The sequence below is a fragment of the Streptomyces sp. NRRL F-5122 genome, assembly GCF_001507435.1.
Lineage (GTDB): Bacteria > Actinomycetota > Actinomycetes > Streptomycetales > Streptomycetaceae > Streptomyces > Streptomyces lannensis.
The window spans coordinates 1-504 of record NZ_LMWH01000126.1 but is presented as its reverse complement, the minus strand read 5'-3'; the positions used below and the strand labels follow the sequence as shown (position 1 = coordinate 504).

Annotated in this window: 1 pseudogene; it reads left to right on the top strand. The window is 68.1% G+C overall.

Annotated elements, in window-relative coordinates:
• Positions 1–169: pseudogene (locus tag ADL25_RS15525) on the top strand (MerR family transcriptional regulator); the annotation flags it as partial.
• Positions 170–504 lie beyond the last annotated feature (335 nt).

Below are 504 nucleotides of genomic sequence, written 5' to 3'. Positions count from 1 at the left end.
CTACCAGCTGCGCATCGCCGCCCGCGCCCGCGAACTCGTCGACCAGGGCACCCCCATCGAGGCCGCCTGCCGCATCGTCATCCTCGAAGACCAGCTCGAAGAAGCCCAGCGCATCAACGAGCAACTGCGCGCCCAAGGCGGCCGGCCGCAGCCGAGAACCTCAGCCTGACAAGGACGGGTACGACCTCAACCCGACCGCCAAGCGGACCGGGTGCCCGTCACAGCTCCGCGCCGCCTCATCGCGCGGGGACCTCAACCAGGACGTACAGCGCTGCACCAAGGACCCCAGCACCTGCCGGGGTCCTCCGCCGTTCAAGCCCGACTGCCCAGCGTCGACCTCCACCGACTCCGACCCGCCGGACCCAACGGCAGGCCGACCGCCTTTCACTCGCGACCGTGATCAATCCCAGCAGCCAACGGCTCTACCAGTACAAGACGTGCCATCACCCTCGCCAGGCGAACGTGCAACACCACGGAAAGTAATCACGCTCGCAGTCGTCGGGT